The 14,892-nt window shown below is 69.7% G+C and carries 13 protein-coding genes, 1 pseudogene and 1 riboswitch; of the genes and pseudogenes, 10 read left to right on the plus strand and 4 right to left on the minus strand.

Translation table 11 applies throughout. The annotated features are described in order from the left end of the window. From AB0C96_RS32855 to gcvT, 3 genes and pseudogenes are all read right to left on the minus strand, one after another. A pseudogene (locus AB0C96_RS32855) lies at positions 1 to 166 on the minus strand (serine hydroxymethyltransferase); the annotation flags it as partial. A 30-nt stretch (positions 167 to 196) separates the two neighbouring features. After that, the gene (gene gcvH / locus AB0C96_RS32860) at positions 197 to 574 is read right to left on the minus strand and encodes a glycine cleavage system protein GcvH (RefSeq protein ID WP_362922529.1); all 378 of its coding nucleotides are present in this window, start codon (positions 572 to 574) and stop codon (positions 197 to 199) included. Positions 575 to 704: 130 nt separating this feature from the next. Beyond that, entirely contained in the window at positions 705 to 1,832 is a 1,128-nt protein-coding gene (gene gcvT / locus AB0C96_RS32865) for a glycine cleavage system aminomethyltransferase GcvT (protein ID WP_362922531.1), read from the minus strand. 147 nt (positions 1,833 to 1,979) lie between these two features. Beyond that, positions 1,980 to 2,075: riboswitch (glycine riboswitch) on the minus strand. Positions 2,076 to 2,359: 284 nt separating this feature from the next. Between gcvT and AB0C96_RS32870 the strand changes: the two genes are divergently transcribed. The 9 genes from AB0C96_RS32870 (at position 2,360) to AB0C96_RS32910 (ending at position 13,128) form a co-directional block, all read left to right on the plus strand. Beyond that, positions 2,360 to 3,022 (plus strand): AAA family ATPase, encoded by a 663-nt coding sequence (locus AB0C96_RS32870; protein WP_362922621.1) that lies wholly within the window; start codon positions 2,360 to 2,362, stop codon positions 3,020 to 3,022. A gap of 132 nt (positions 3,023 to 3,154) precedes the next feature. Beyond that, positions 3,155 to 3,952 (plus strand): enhanced serine sensitivity protein SseB, encoded by a 798-nt coding sequence (locus tag AB0C96_RS32875; RefSeq protein ID WP_362922532.1) that lies wholly within the window; start codon positions 3,155 to 3,157, stop codon positions 3,950 to 3,952. Positions 3,953 to 4,228: 276 nt separating this feature from the next. After that, positions 4,229 to 5,026, plus strand: coding sequence for an enhanced serine sensitivity protein SseB C-terminal domain-containing protein (locus tag AB0C96_RS32880; RefSeq protein ID WP_362922534.1), 798 nt, complete (start codon positions 4,229 to 4,231; stop codon positions 5,024 to 5,026). A gap of 413 nt (positions 5,027 to 5,439) precedes the next feature. Continuing rightward, on the plus strand, positions 5,440 to 6,438 hold the full coding sequence (locus AB0C96_RS32885) for an ABC transporter permease (protein ID WP_362922536.1): 999 nt from the start codon (positions 5,440 to 5,442) through the stop codon (positions 6,436 to 6,438). Between the two features lie 85 nt (positions 6,439 to 6,523). Further along, positions 6,524 to 8,275, plus strand: coding sequence for an ABC transporter substrate-binding protein (locus AB0C96_RS32890; protein ID WP_362922537.1), 1,752 nt, complete (start codon positions 6,524 to 6,526; stop codon positions 8,273 to 8,275). 78 nt (positions 8,276 to 8,353) lie between these two features. Continuing rightward, complete coding sequence (locus AB0C96_RS32895) at positions 8,354 to 9,364, plus strand: ABC transporter permease (RefSeq protein ID WP_362922539.1); 1,011 nt, start codon at positions 8,354 to 8,356, stop codon at positions 9,362 to 9,364. A 92-nt stretch (positions 9,365 to 9,456) separates the two neighbouring features. After that, a complete protein-coding gene (locus AB0C96_RS32900; RefSeq protein WP_362922623.1) occupies positions 9,457 to 10,476 on the plus strand; it encodes an ABC transporter ATP-binding protein in 1,020 nt (339 codons plus the stop codon). A 110-nt stretch (positions 10,477 to 10,586) separates the two neighbouring features. Further along, the gene (locus AB0C96_RS32905; protein WP_362922625.1) at positions 10,587 to 11,600 is read left to right on the plus strand and encodes a dipeptide ABC transporter ATP-binding protein; all 1,014 of its coding nucleotides are present in this window, start codon (positions 10,587 to 10,589) and stop codon (positions 11,598 to 11,600) included. A 97-nt stretch (positions 11,601 to 11,697) separates the two neighbouring features. Further along, positions 11,698 to 13,128 (plus strand): M1 family metallopeptidase, encoded by a 1,431-nt coding sequence (locus AB0C96_RS32910; RefSeq protein WP_362922541.1) that lies wholly within the window; start codon positions 11,698 to 11,700, stop codon positions 13,126 to 13,128. Positions 13,129 to 13,186: 58 nt separating this feature from the next. Here the strand turns inward: AB0C96_RS32910 and AB0C96_RS32915 are convergent, their stop codons facing one another. After that, positions 13,187 to 13,822, minus strand: coding sequence for a trimeric intracellular cation channel family protein (locus AB0C96_RS32915; protein ID WP_362922542.1), 636 nt, complete (start codon positions 13,820 to 13,822; stop codon positions 13,187 to 13,189). 94 nt (positions 13,823 to 13,916) lie between these two features. Between AB0C96_RS32915 and AB0C96_RS32920 the strand changes: the two genes are divergently transcribed. Beyond that, positions 13,917 to 14,774 carry a thioesterase family protein gene (locus AB0C96_RS32920; protein WP_362922544.1) on the plus strand — a complete coding sequence of 286 codons (858 nt, stop codon included), beginning with the start codon at positions 13,917 to 13,919 and terminating at the stop codon, positions 14,772 to 14,774. Positions 14,775 to 14,892: the final 118 nt, after the last annotated feature.

The raw sequence follows: 14,892 nt of genomic DNA on the forward strand, positions 1-14,892 counted from the left end.
CGTACTTGTTGGTCAGGACGGAGCCCTGGGCCTCCATGACGGCGACCGGAGCGAAGTTCTCCGAGGCGATCATTTCGAGGGTGGACTGCTGGCGGTGGAGCTCGGCGTCGACGGCGGCGGCCACGTCGGGGTCGAGCTCGTGCAGGGAGCTGTTGAGAAGCGACATGAGTCTTTCCTGATCGAGAGGGGCGAGGTCTCAGCTCTGGACGAAGGCGGCGTACTCGTCGGCCGAGAGCAGGTCCTCGGGCTCGCCGGTCACCTTCACCTTGAACAGCCAACCGCCCTCGAACGGGGCGGAGTTCACCAGCGAGGGGTCGGCGGCGACGTCCTCGTTGACCTCGACGATCTCGCCGTCCACGGGGGCGTAGAGATCGCTGACCGACTTGGTCGACTCCAGCTCACCGCAGGTCTCGCCCGCAGTGATGTCGGAGCCCACCTCGGGGAGCTGCACGAAGACGACGTCGCCGAGCGCGTTGGCGGCGTGCTCCGTGATACCGACCGTCGACACACCGTCCTCGGCGGCCGACAGCCACTCGTGCTCCTTGCTGTAGCGCAGCTGCTGGGGGTTGCTCATGGCTCGATTCTCCTGTACGCGAGGGTGTGATCGTGAATGGGGGCGCCTTCCGGACGGAGTCCGGGGGGAGCGTCTTGCACAGTGAGACGCGCGGGGACGCGCCGCTGTCGGGTCTGCCGCGGGTGAACCGTTACTTCTGTCGCTTGTAGAAGGGCAGTGCGACGACCTCGTACGGCTCATGGCTTCCACGGATGTCCACGCAGACACCCTCGGTGCCCGGTGTGGCGTAGGCCGCGTCCACGTACGCGATGGCGATCGGCTTGCCGAGGGTGGGGGAGGGGGCGCCGGAGGTGACCTCGCCGACGACCGTGCCCTCGGCGGTGGTGACCTGGTACCCGGCGCGCGGGACCCGGCGGCCCTCGGCGATCAGGCCGACCAGCGTGCGCGGCGGGGCGGTCTCGGCGCGCTCGGCGGCCGCCGCCAGCGCGGCCCGGCCCACGAAGTCGCCGTCGTTGGTGGTCTTCTCGAACTTCACGACCCGGCCCAGGCCCGCGTCGAACGGCGTGGTCGCGGTAGTCAGCTCGTGCCCGTACAGCGGCATGCCCGCTTCCAGGCGCAGCGTGTCGCGGCAGGACAGGCCGCAGGGGACCAGCCCGGCGTCCTTGCCGGCAGCGGCCAGCGCCTCCCAGAGGGTGACCGCGTCCGTCGGTCGGACGAACAGCTCGAAGCCGTCCTCACCGGTGTAGCCGGTACGGGCGATCAGCGCCTCGACGCCGGCGACCGTGCCCGGCAGGCCCGCGTAGTACTTCAGGCCGTCCAGATCGGCGTCCGTCAGCGCCTTGAGGATGCCCGGCGACTCCGGGCCCTGCACCGCGATCAGGGCGTAGGCGTCCCGGTCGTCGCGGATCGCGGCGTCGAAGCCGCCGGCGCGGGCGGTGAGCGCGTCCAGCACCACCTGGGCGTTGCTGGCGTTGGCGACGACCATGTACTCCTGGTCGGCCAGCCGGTAGACGATCAGGTCGTCGAGGATGCCGCCCTCGGCGTTGCAGATCATGGTGTAGCGGGCCCGGCCGGTCTTGACGCCGCCGATGTTGCCCACCAGCGCGTAGTCGAGGAGGTCGGCGGCCTGCGGACCGGTGACGGTGATCTCACCCATGTGGGAGAGGTCGAAGAGGCCGGCGCGGGTGCGGACGGCGACGTGCTCCTCGCGTTCGCTGCTGTAGCGCAGCGGCATGTCCCAGCCGGCGAAGTCGGTCATGGTCGCACCGAGCGCGCGGTGGGTGGCGTCCAGCGCGGTGCGGCGGGGGGCTTCAGTCATGTTCGGGCTCCCAGGCAGGGGTGACGAGACGTTCTCCCCATCTGTCATCGGAACCTGAGAGGTTCACCGGGATCCCGCGAACGGACCGGTTTGCACCTTGGGTGGAGCCGCCCCGTCGACCGGCGACGGCTCGCTTTTCAGATCTGCCTCGCCCGCGCGGTATAGGGGCCTGAGAGATTCAAGGGAGGACTTGCTCCTTCGGCGCCCCGCCGTGACGGCCGGGGACTCTCCCGCGCGGATTCAAGCGGCCGGTATGGAGTTGGCGGTGCACGGGTGAGCTGTGGTGTGCACGCGGCGGCCACATCATTGCACGGGATCGCCGGATGGAGGAGCCCCTGACCGCGACCCGCTCCCGACGTGGGCGGATCGGGGAATCGCCTTGAAGGGCATTACCTTTTCTTGACACTCTGCGGGTAGGGAACGGACTCGGGCCGGACCGGAACCGGACGGGGAGGGCGATCACGGTGCACAGGGAAGCGGCATACGCGGCCACTTCAGGGGCCGTGCCCCAGGACGCCGCAGCGGTGGTGGCCCCGGCCGCCGCCTCCCGGGCCCGGCGTGCGGCACGGTCCGTCGTCCGGCCGGGGCGCCGCGCACGGGTCCTGGACCTGCGCGGGGCGGGCCGGGCCGGCGACGCCGCCGAGCTGCGGTTCCCGGCCGGTGACCTGGTCGTGGTCTCCGGCCTGCCGGGGAGCGGCAAGAGCACCCTGATGCACCGGGTGGTGCCGGCGCTGGACGGCCGCGGCGCCGCGGTGCACCGGATCGACTCGCAGGACGTGCGCGAGCGCTGGGAGCGCGGTCGGCTGCGCCGGCTGCCGTACGCCCTGTACCGGCCGCTGGTCCGGGCCGCCCACTATCTGGCGCTGCACCGGGCGCTGCGGTCCGGCGGCAGCGTGGTGGTGCACGACTGCGGGACGCTGGCGTGGGTGCGCCGCTGGATCGCCAGGTCGGCCCGGCGCGGTGACCGCGAGCTGCACCTGGTGTTGCTGGACGTGCCGCCGGAGGTGGCGCGCTCCGGCCAGGAGTCGCGAGGGCGCGGGGTGTCGGGGTACGCCTTCGCCCGGCACCGCAGGGCGGTGCGCCGGCTGGTCGGCGCCGCCGAGTCGGCCGGGCCGCCGAAGGGCTTCCGCTCGGCGGTGCTGCTGGACCGACGGGCGGCGAGCGCACTGGAGACGGTCGGCTTCCACTGAGCGGACGACCCGTTCCGGCTGGTGGGACGATCGGTTCCGGCCACCGCGTGCACCGGCCCCGTACGCTCGACCTGGCGCCTTCTCGTCTAGGGTCGTTGGCCGAAGAGCGCGGCGTGGAACGGGTGGGTGCAGATGAACTTTCCGGAGCAGGGGATACCGCAGCTGGCGTGGCCGGCCAACGAGCTCGAAGAGGTGCTGGCCGCGTCGGTCGGGCATCCGGGCGCCGGTGGCCGGATCGTCGAGGTGCTGGGTCGCAGCCGGCTGTGGGTGCCGCTGCCCAACGGCGGCGGCCCGGACAGCGCGGGTTTCGGTGCCCAGGGCCTGGACCTGCCCACGGTCGAGATCGACGGTGCGGCCTACGTCCCGGTCTACAGCTCCGAGCAGGAGTTCCTGCGGGTCGTCGGCTCGCACATGTCCTTCACCGTCGCCCCGGCCCAGGAGTTCGCCCGCGGCCTGCCGCCCACGGTCGGGATCGCGGTCAACCCGGACGGCGCGGTCGGCGTCCCGCTGCCGCCGACCGCGGTGGCCGCACTGTGCCGGACGGGGCGTCAGCAGGCGGAGGGGCTGCCGGGCGGCGGCCGGGTGCGGCTCTTCGAACCGGACTGGCAGGAGGAGCCGGTGGACTTCCTGGCCGCCGCCGGGCTGGAGTTCTCCGGTGCCGGAATTATTCTGAATGCCCGGCGCGCCCTGGCCAGTGTCGAGGGCGACACGCCCGCGCTGTTCGTCGGTGTCCAGGTCGAGGCGGCCCCCGCCGCGCTGCACGACGGCACCGCCCGCGAGACGGTCCTGACGGCCCTCGGGCGGGCGCTCGGTGCGGTGCCGGTGCCCTGGCCCGTACAGCTGGTGATGCTCGATCTCGCCCAGGGCGACCCGGTCGCCGACTGGATGGTGGAGCGCGTGCGGCCCTTCTTCTCCCGCGACCACGCGTAGGCTCGCCGAGGGGACAGGGCCGGGTCCGCAACGCGCCCCCGGCCGACGCCGGGAGGCGCCCCCGGGCACGGCGCTCCCCCTCGCCGACGCCGGCAGCGCCCGCACGCCGCGCGGTCGCCGCGTCCACGGACGCCCGGTTCGCAGCGAATGCTCCGCCGCGCGCTCTGCACCGGACGCCGTGGTCTATCCGGCCCTGGTCCATCGGCAAGCCCTAAGCTGGTTGGATGACGGGCGGGCGCACCCACACGTGCCCTGCCGAGAGAAGGGACGGACCACGTGAGCGCGGGTGCGCATCAGGGGCCGGCGGCGGCCGGAGCGCTGGAGCAGTTGCTACAGCAGGTCTCGCCCGGCCGGTACGACGCCTATGAGGCGCTGCTGCATGCGCTCGCCGGGGGCCAGGTCCGGATGCTCCTGTGGCACGGCCGGGCCGGTTCGCCCGATGCGCAGTACGGGAACATGGAGGTCGACGGCCTCGGCTATGCGCCGTGCGTGACCTCCGCGGCCGAACTCGCCGCCTCCGGCTGGAACCGCGACCACGAGGTCGTCACCGGGTTGGAGATCGCCGGTTCGCTCTTCCCCGACCGCTGGGGCCTGTGGCTGAATCCGCACGCTCCCGGCGGTGGCGTCGGCATCCCCTGGCTGGATCTGCGTCGGATCGCCGGCGGCCTGGACCGGCTGCCGGCCGGACCGTTGCGGATCTCCGAACCGGTCATCGACATCCCGCAGTTCTATGCGCTGCTCGCCCAGAACGCCCACCGTACGCCCGCCGTGCGGTCGTTGCGCCGGGCCTGGGTGCAGCCCGCGCTCGGTGCCCCGTATCTGGCGGTCGGGCTGGATCTGTACGACACAGGTCAACAAGCGGTGGATTCCGCCCGGTTGATGATTCAGCAGTCGATCGGTGCGGTTCCGGACGGTTTGCCGGTCTCCACGGTCGCGATGAACGACGAGTACGACCCGGTCGGGATGTGGATGCGGGCCTGTGCGCGCCCCTTCTTCGACCGTGACGGCTACGCCCAGCCGGGGCAGCCGGCCGCCGCGCCCTCGTACGGCTACGGCTACCCCCGCCCTTACTGACAGTCCGTCTTCGCTGTCCGAACGTGTCACCCGGGCGTCCCCTTGGTGTGAAATTCGCCCCGTACGCCCCGCGGTTGAGGACCTCTCCCGCGGGCTTTCGCTCCGCTCAGCCCGAACTGTCGTCCGTATAACGGAACGTCGTGGGGCACATCACGGTTGCGCATCCTTTCCCCATCAGGGCTGGTGACTGATCGCGAAGGGGATGAAGACTCCGGAAACAACAGGGCCTCGGTCCTTTGTACGAGCGTCACTCCGTACCGCATCGCGTGAATTGCGGACTTCCGCATGGCGAACTTCCGTGCTGCTCACGGGACTTGCAGGACTTGCACCGAATTGCACCAGTGATGTGATCGAGGCCGCCATCGCGGCATGCAGAAGCCGGCCACCGTCGGCCGAGAGGGGTCAAGGGCACCGTGACCGCACCGATCGAGACCACCGGCGCGGCTGCTGAGGCGCAGCCGGAAGCGGTGCTGAAGGGCGTGGAGGGCAAGCGCATCGAAGGGCGCTCGCTCGGTCAGATCGCATGGCTGCGCTTCCGGCGGGACAAGGTCGCGGTGGCGGGTGCCATCGTTGTCATCCTGCTCATCGTCGTCGCCGCGCTCTCCCGGCCCCTCCAGGCCCTGCTGGGCCTGGACCCGAACAGCCCCAACGATTCGCTGATCGACCCGAACACCACGCTCCCCAAAGGTGACTTCGGCGGGATGAGCGGGGACCACCTCCTGGGCGTCGACCCGAAGTTCGGTCGTGATCTGCTCGCCCGGATCCTGGAGGGCTCCTGGGTGTCGCTGATCGTGGCGTTCGGCGCGACGCTGCTGTCGGTCGCCATCGGCACCGTCCTCGGTGTGATCGCCGGCTTCTACCGCGGACGGGTGGACGCCTTCATCAGCCGGATGATGGACGTCTTCCTGGCCTTCCCGCTGCTGCTGTTCGCCATTGCGATCTCCGCCTCGCTCCAGGGCGGCGCCTTCGGCCTGGAGGGCCTGCCGCTGCACATCTCGGTCCTGATCTTCGTGATCGGCTTCTTCAACTGGCCGTACATGGGGCGGATCGTGCGCGCCCAGACGCTCTCGCTGCGCGAGCGGGAATTCGTGGACGCCGCCCGGGGCATGGGCGCGCGCGGGCCGTTCATCCTCTTCCGGGAACTGCTTCCCAACCTGGTGGGGCCGGTCATCGTCTACTCGACGCTGCTGATCCCCTCCAACATCCTCTTCGAGGCGGCCCTGAGCTTCCTGGGCGTCGGCATCCAGCCGCCCCAGGCTTCCTGGGGCGGCATGCTCAACCAGGCGGTCAAGTACTACGAGGTCGACCCCCAGTACATGATCGTCCCCGGCCTTGCGATCTTCGTCACCGTGCTGGCGTTCAACCTGCTCGGCGACGGATTGAGGGACGCGTTGGACCCGCGCAGCCGCTGACGGCGCAGCGGCAACTGCCCCGCTCCTCACCCGTTTCGTTGTATCTCGTCTGCGTTTCTCGACTCACGAAGGGGACACCGACCACATGCGAAGGTCAGTTCCGGTCGCGGCGATAGCGGCCATCACCAGTGCGGGCCTCTTGCTGGCCGGCTGCAGCGGGGGCAAGAGCTCCTCGGACGGCTCGGCGGAGGCCAACGCCGCCACCAAGGGCGTCGTCAACGCCTCGGACGCGAAGGGCGGCACGGTCACCTACGCGATCAGCGACGCCCCCGAGTCGTTCGACCCGGGCAACACGTACTACGCCTTCATCTACAACTTCAGCCGGCTCTACGCCCGCCCGCTGACCACCTTCAAGCCGGGCCCCGGCACCAAGGGCAACCAGCTGGTGCCGGACCTTGCCGAGTCGATGGGCAAGCCCAGCGACGGCGGGAAGACCTGGACGTACAAGCTCCGCAAGGGCGTCAAGTTCGAGGACGGCTCCACCGTCACCTCCCAGGACGTCAAGTACGCCGTCGAGCGTTCCAACTTCGCGCGTGACGTCCTCTCCCTGGGCCCGAACTACTTCCAGCAGTTCCTCCAGGACAACGACGGCGGCTACAAGGGTCCCTACAAGGACAAGAGCAAGGCGGGTCTGAAGTCCATCGAGACCCCCGACGAGCAGACGATCGTCTTCCACCTGAAGAGGCCGTTCGCCGAATTTGATTACTTGGTCAGCGCCCCGCAAACCGCCCCGGTCCCGCAGGCCAAGGACAAGGGCGCGGACTACACCAAGTCCGTGGTGTCCACCGGCTCGTACAAGTTCGAGAGCTACCAGGAGGGCAAGCAGCTCACCCTCGTCCGCAACCCGCAGTGGTCCGCCAAGACCGACCCGCTGCGCAAGCAGCTGCCGGACAAGATCGTGCTGAACCTGAAGGTCGCCCAGTCGACGATCGACAAGGACCTCCAGTCCGGCAACACCCTGGTCGACCTGGCCGGCCGCGGTGTCGACGGCCAGACGCAGGCCCAGCTCCTGACCGATCCCAAGGAGAAGGCCAGCACCGACAACGCGCCCGGTCAGCGCCTCGTCTACACGGCGATCAACACCAAGGTGAAGCCGTTCGACAACATCGAGTGCCGCAAGGCCGTCGAGTACGCGATCGACAAGAAGGCCGTGCAGACCGCGCTCGGCGGTCCGATCCGCGGTGAGATCGCCTCGACGACGCTGCCCACCGACCTCGCCGGCTACCAGAAGTACGACCTGTACCCGCAGAAGTACGACAAGGACAAGCTGGACCTGACCGAGGCCAAGAAGCACTGGGACAAGTGCGGCGCCGGTAAGGCCACCACCACCATCCTGGCCCGCAACGACCGCCAGGACGAGGTCGACGCGGCCACCTCGGTCATCGAGTCGCTGAAGAAGATCGGCGTCACCGCCAAGATCCAGTCGTACCCGACGAGCAAGTACTTCTCGGACTACGCCGGTGTGCCGGAGTTCAACAAGCAGAACAACGTCGGCCTGATCATGATGCAGTGGGGCGCGGACTTCCCGACCGGCTACGGCTACCTCCAGCAGATCCTCAACGGCAAGGCGATCAGCAAGTCCGGCAACACCAACCTCTCCCAGCTGGACGACCCGGAGATCAACAAGCTGCTCGACACCGCCATCGCCAACACCGACCAGGCGGCCCGCGAGAAGGCGTACGCCGAGATCGACAAGAAGACGATGGAGCAGGCGGCGATCGTCCCGCTCACCTACTTCAAGGTCCTGATGTACCGCTCGCCCAAGGCCACCAACCTGGTGTCCACCTCGGCCTTCAGCGGTGAGTACGACTACCTCAACATCGGCGTCAAGAAGTAGCAGCCCTGGAAGGCAGGTGAAGGCATTGGTGTCCGCGGGCCGCCTCCGGCCGGCCCGCGGCGCCGGCGCCGCATCCCCGTGTTCTCGTACATCATCCGCAGGTTGATCAGCGCAGTGATCCTGCTGCTGATCGTCAGCGCGGTCACCTTCGGCATCTTCTTCCTGCTGCCGAAGCTGGCCGGGCAGAGCACCGACCAGCTTGCCCAGCAGTACATCGGAAAGGCCCCCACGCCCGCGGACATCGCCGCGGTGAAGAAGAACCTCGGCCTGGACAAGCCCGTGTACGAGCAGTACTGGGACTTCCTCAAGGGCATCTTCGTCGGCGTCGACTACAAGTTCGGCCCGGAAGCGGCCAAGTGCCACGTGCCGTGCTTCGGGTACTCGTTCAAGACCCACATCGAGGTCTGGCCGGAGATCCAGTCCCGGCTCCCGGTGACGCTCTCGCTGGCCGCCGGCGCGGCCGTGCTGTGGGTCGTCTCCGGCGTCGCCACCGGCGTGCTCTCCGCGCTGCGCCCCGGCTCGTTCTTCGACCGGATGGCGATGGGCGTGGCGCTGGCCGGCGTCTCCCTCCCGATGTTCTTCACCGGCGCCCTGGCGCTGGCCCTGTTCACCTACCAGTGGCCGATCTTCGAGCGCAGCGACTACGTGCCGCTGCTGGACGACCCCTTCCTCTGGGCCCGGACCCTGGTCCTGCCCTGGGTCACCCTGGCCTTCCTCTACTCCGCGCTCTACGCCCGGCTCACCAGGGCGGGCATGCTGGAGACGCTGGCGGAGGACTACATCCGCACCGCCCGCGCCAAGGGCCTGCGGGAGCGCAAGGTGGTCGTACGGCACGGTCTGCGCGCCGCGCTCACCCCGATCATCACGGTCTTCGGCATGGACCTGGGCCTGCTGCTCGGCGGTGCGCTCATCACCGAACAGGTCTTCTCGCTCAAGGGAGTCGGCGCCTTCGCCGTCGAGGCGATCAACGCCAACGACCTGCCGAACATCCTCGGCGTCACCCTGCTCGCCGCGTTCTTCATCGTCATTTGCAACCTGGTGGTGGACGTTCTGTACGCCGCCGTCGACCCGCGGGTGAGGCTCTCGTGACCGACTCCTCCGAGGACAAGACCGAGACCGCGACGGCCCAGCCCGCCGCGGCCACCACCGAGACGGCACCGCGGCCGACCGCCTTCCTCGAAGTGCGGGACCTGAAGGTGCACTTCCCCACCGACGACGGCCTGGTCAAGTCCGTCGACGGGCTGACCTTCAGCCTGGAGAAGGGCAAGACGCTCGGCATCGTCGGCGAGTCCGGCTCCGGCAAGTCCGTGACCTCGCTCGCCGTGATGGGCCTGCACCGCGCCTCGCGCCAGCAGCGCAGCAGGGTGCAGATGTCCGGCGAGATCTGGCTGGACGGCAAGGAGCTGGTCGGCGCCGACCCGGACGAGGTGCGCCGGCTGCGCGGCCGCGAGATGGCGATGATCTTCCAGGACCCGCTGTCCGCCCTGCACCCGTTCTACTCGGTCGGCAAGCAGATCATGGAGGCCTACCGCGTCCACAACGACGTGGACAAGAAGACCGCGCGCAAGCGGGCCATCGAGATGCTCGACCGGGTCGGCATCCCGCAGCCGGACAAGCGGGTGGACGACCATCCGCACCAGTTCTCCGGCGGTATGCGCCAGCGCGCGATGATCGCGATGGCGCTGGTCAACAACCCCGAGCTGCTGATCGCGGACGAGCCGACCACCGCCCTGGACGTCACCGTCCAGGCGCAGATCCTGGACCTCATCCGCGATCTTCAGAAGGAGTTCGGCTCCGCGGTCATCATCATCACCCACGACCTCGGGGTGGTCGCCGAGCTCGCCGACGACCTGCTGGTGATGTACGGCGGCCGGTGCATCGAGCGCGGTCCGGCCGACAAGGTCTTCTACCAGCCCCAACACCCCTACACCTGGGGCCTGCTGGGCTCCATGCCGCGCATCGACCGCGAGCAGACCGAGCGGCTGATCCCGGTCAAGGGCTCCCCGCCCAGCCTGATCAACGTCCCGTCCGGCTGTGCCTTCAACCCCCGCTGCCCGTACGCGGATGTGCCCAAGGACAACCTCACCCGTACGGTCCGCCCCGAGCTGCGCGAGGCCGGCGGCGGCCACTTCTCCGCCTGCCACATGGCGCCGGAGGAGCGGGAGCGTATCTGGACCGAAGAGATTGCGCCGAAGCTGTGACCGAGACGACTGACGACCAGAACAAGAAGATCCCGCTCCAGAAGGGGGCCGAGGCACCGGTCGAGGCCACCGGGTCCGCCGGGTCCGACGCGTCTTCCGACGCCGAGCCGTTGCTCCGGGTCCGTGGGCTGGTCCGGCACTTCCCGATCACCAAGGGCCTGCTCAAGCGGCAGGTCGGGGCGGTGCAGGCGGTCGACGGGATCGACTTCGACGTCCGGCCCGGCGAGACGCTCGGCGTCGTCGGCGAGTCGGGCTGCGGCAAGTCGACGATGGGCCGGCTGATCACCCGGCTCGACGAGCCGACCGGCGGTTCCATCGAGTTCCAGGGCCAGGACATCACCCATCTGTCGACGGGCAGGCTGCGTCCGATGCGCCGCGACATCCAGATGATCTTCCAGGACCCGTACGGCTCGCTGAACCCGCGGCACACCATCGGCGGGATCGTCTCCACCCCCTTCCGCCTCCAGGGCGTCGAGCCCGAGGGCGGGGTGAAGAAGGAGGTGCAGCGGCTGCTGGAGCTGGTGGGCCTGAGCCCGGAGCACTACAACCGCTATCCGCACGAGTTCTCCGGCGGGCAGCGGCAGCGCATCGGCATCGCCCGTGCCCTGGCCCTCAAGCCCAAGCTGGTCGTCGCCGACGAGCCGGTCTCCGCGCTGGACGTGTCGATCCAGGCGCAGGTCGTCAACCTGATGGACGACCTCCAGGAGGAGCTGGGCCTGACGTATGTGATCATCGCCCACGACCTCTCGGTCATCCGGCACGTCTCGGACCGGATCGCGGTGATGTACCTCGGCAAGATCGTGGAACTCGCCGACCGCAAGGGGCTCTACGAGACGCCGATGCACCCGTACACCAAGGCGCTGCTGTCCGCGGTACCGGTGCCCGACCCCAAGCGGCGCACCCAGCGCGACCGGATCCTGCTCAAGGGCGACGTGCCCTCGCCGATCAACCCGCCCTCCGGCTGCCGGTTCCGCACCCGCTGCTGGAAGGCGACCGAGGTGTGCACCACCACCGAGCCGCTGCTGGTCGCGCTGCGGACGGGGCATCAGGTGGCCTGCCACCACCCGGAGAACGCCGAGCAGCCCGCCGCGGCGGCGGCCGGTGAGGCAGCAACCGACCAGTAATACCTGAGGAATTGGCAAAGTCCTGGTTAAAACGGGGCGGGAGAGTGCAGAGTCAGCACGGTTGTTTCCTTCATCCGTATGTTCGAAAGGACGGCTCATGGTGCTCTCCCGTTCCGTGCGTCGCACCCCCCGCCTGCTCGCCCTCGCCATCGTGGTCGCCACGGCCGCCACCATGGCCGCCGCGCCCGGCGCGTCGGCCTCCGCCCCCGGCCCCTCGGCCGGTGCACCCGGCGTGGGCGACCCGTACTTCCCCGACCTGGGCAACGGCGGCTACGACGCCCTGCACTACGACCTCGGTGTCAGCTACGACCCCGAAAGCGGCCTCCTGGAGGGCCGCACCACTCTCAAGGCCAAGGCCACCCAGAACCTCTCCGCCTTCGACCTCGACCTCCAGAAGCTCACCGTCGACTCGGTCAAGGTGAACGGGCGGAAGGCCGCCTTCACCAGATCCGGCGACGAGATCACCGTCACCCCGGCCGCCCGCCTGCGCAAGGGCGAGCGGTTCTCCGTGACGGTGACCTACGGCGGCATACCCCAGCCGCTCAACGGCCCCATCATCTTCGGCTCCGACTACGGCTGGATGAAGACCAAGGACGGCGTCTTCGTCGCCTGCGAGCCGAACGCCGGCTCGACGTGGTTCCCCTCCAGCGACCACCCCGGCGACAAGGCCACCTACGACATCCGCATCGACGCCCCCAAGGGGCTGACCGGCGTCTCCAACGGCCGGCTGGTCTCCTCGCGGGTCGCGGGCGACCGCGCGTACTTCCACTGGCGCGAGACCAAGCCGATGGCGTCGTACCTGGCCACCGCCACCATCGGGAAGTTCGACGTCCGCACCGGCACCACCCCCGGCGGCGTCCCCATCTACGTCGCCACCGACCCCACCCTGCCCACCGGCAAGGTCGACGTCTACGGCATCACCGCCGAGGCCACCGACTACTGGTCGCAGGTCTTCGGCCCGTACCCCTTCGAGGAGACCGGTGCCATCGTCGACGACATGCCCCAGGCCGGCTTCTCGCTGGAGGTGCAGTCCAAGCCCGTCTACTCGGCCGTCCGCAACGAGACGACCATCGTCCACGAGCTGGCCCACCAGTGGTTCGGTGACTCGGTGTCGGTGAAGACCTGGCCCAACATCTGGCTGAACGAGGGATTCGCCACGTACGCGCAGTGGCTGTGGGAGGAGCACAGGGGCCGCAGCACCGCCCACGACTCCTTCCTGAAGGCCTACGGCTCCCGCCCGGCCGACGACCCCTTCTGGAAGATCAAGGTCGCCGATCCGCAGCGGGACACCATGTTCTCCAGCGCCGTCTACCAGCGGGGCGCGATGACGCTCCAGGCGCTGCGTGAGCGCATAGGTGACAAGGCGTTCTTCACCCTGCTGCCCACCTGGACGCGTCAGCACCGCTACGGCAACGCGGAGACCTCCCAGTTCATCGCGCTGGCCGAGAAGATCTCGGGACAGCAGCTGGACGATCTCTTCCACACCTGGCTGAACACGAGCGGCAAGCCGGCACTGCCGGGCAAGTAAGGGGCTCTCGGGCCGGGTCGCTGCCCTGCGGGCCGGGTAGCTGGGCTCTCGGGCCGGGTCAGTCGATGTCCTGCTGGCCCGGCCGGGGGCGGAGCTGCTGGGGTCGCGGCAGATGGAGGCCCAGGTAGACCGCGCCCATCCGGAGTGCGAAGACCACCCCCGCCGAGGCGGCCGCGGCGGGGGTGCCCCCGGTGCCGAGGTGGTGCAGCAGCAGGTAGCAACAGGCCCCGGCCAGCGCGGCGATGGCGTACACGTCCTCGCGCAGCAGCAGCGGCGGGAACTCCCCGCAGAGCACGTCGCGGATGACCTCGCCGGTGACACCGGTCAGCACGGCCAGGATGATCACGGCGAGCGGGGTGGCGCCCGCCTCGATGGCCGCGCGGGCGCCGATGACCGTGACGACGGAGAGTCCGATCGCGTCGACGACCAGCAGCGACTTGCGCGGCAGGGTCCAGAACCTGAGGTAGATCATGGTGCCGACGCCGACGCAGATGATCACGGTCAGCAGCACCCAGTCATGGGTCCAGTACAGCGGCCGTCGGTCGAGGATGACGTCGCGCAGCGTGCCGCCGGAGATGGACGCGGCGAAGGCGAGTACCAGGCCGCCGAAGGGGTCCATGTTGGCGCGGTAGGCGGCCAACACCCCGCTCGCCGCGAAGGCCGCGACACCGGCCAGGTAGAGCACGTGAAGCATGCCGTCATCATCGCAGGCCCGGAAGGCGGGCTTCCGGTGAGGTGGTGAAAACTGACACTACCGGCCGGTAATAAAAGCGTGTACCGTCCCCGCTATGTCCCAGGTGACCATCGGCAACAGTGAGTTCGATCGCGACACGGCGGTCACCCGCCGCGCCACCGGCGTCTACGAAGCCCATCTCTCCGCAGGCTGGACGATCATCCAGGCGGTCAACGGCGGCTACCTCCTCGCCATGATGGGACGCGCCCTGGGCGACGCGCTCCCGCACCCCGACCCGCTCACCATCACCGGCCACTACCTGACGGCCTCCGAGCCCGGCCCCGCCGTCATCCGCACCGAGATCGTCCGCACCGGTCGCACGATGTCCACCGGCACCGCGAGCCTCATCCAGTTCACGCACGACGGCCGCGAGGTCGAGCGGCTGCGGGTGCTCGCCACCTACGGCGATCTCGGCGCGCTCCCCGACGACGTCCGCACCACCGCCAAGCCGCCCGCCATCCCGCCGTACGAGCACTGCCTGGGCACTGACAACGCCCCTGATACCCCCGGCGCCCGCCCCGCCATCCCCGGCAGCACGGAGATCGCCGACCGGCTCGCCCTCCGGCTGGACCCGGCGACCGCGGGCTGGGCGATCGGCGCGCCCTCCGGCAAGGGCGAGATGCGGGCCTGGTTCGGGCTCGCCGACGGCCGCGACCCCGACCCGCTCTCCCTGCTGCTGACCGTCGACGCGCTGCCGCCCACCGCCTTCGACATGGGCCTGTCCGGCTGGGTGCCCACCGTCGAACTGACCGCGCACGTCCGTCAGCGGCCGGCTCCCGGCCCGCTGCGGGTCGCCATCACCACCCGCAATCTGGCCGGCGGATTCCTGGAGGAGGACACCGAGGTCTGGGACACGGAGGACCGACTGGTGGCGCAATCACGCCAGTTGGCGCGGGTGCTCCAGACGCCGTGAGAGGGACGTCCGACTCGCCCCGACCCGCCCGGAACGGGCGGTTCCCCCGCGGCACCGCGGTTGCCCTGGAGGAGCCTCCTTTCCGCAGGTGACCACCGGTGTGCAAGGGGGTGCGGAA

The organism is Streptomyces sp. NPDC048506 (assembly GCF_040651315.1).
Taxonomy (GTDB): domain Bacteria; phylum Actinomycetota; class Actinomycetes; order Streptomycetales; family Streptomycetaceae; genus Streptomyces.